The 279-nt window shown below is 70.3% G+C and carries 1 pseudogene; it reads left to right on the forward strand.

The features are described 5' to 3' along the window. A pseudogene (locus SB816_RS31110) lies at positions 1-159 on the forward strand (YraN family protein); the annotation flags it as partial. Positions 160-279 lie beyond the last annotated feature (120 nt).

Raw genomic sequence — 279 nt, forward strand, 5'->3', positions numbered from 1 at the left:
GCGAGCGTCGGCTGGCGCAAGCGCCGGCGCGTGATCGCCGCGGCGCTCGATTTCTGGGCGCGGCACGGCGCGGGCGCCGCGTGCCGATTCGACGTCGTCGCGTTCGAAGCCGGCCGCCTCGACTGGCTGCGCGACGCGTTTCGTGCCGACGATGCGTAACGCGAGCTGTGACGAGATGTAAAGAGTTCTTGCCGGACCCCCGGAGCCGGTGCCGGAGTGCGGTAAACTCGCCGCACCCATGACGTTGCGCGTGGCGTACCCTCGCGCTCAGTTCACCAG

The sequence above is a fragment of the Achromobacter sp. SIMBA_011 genome (assembly GCF_046535435.1).
Classification (GTDB): domain Bacteria; phylum Pseudomonadota; class Gammaproteobacteria; order Burkholderiales; family Burkholderiaceae_B; genus Achromobacter; species Achromobacter dolens.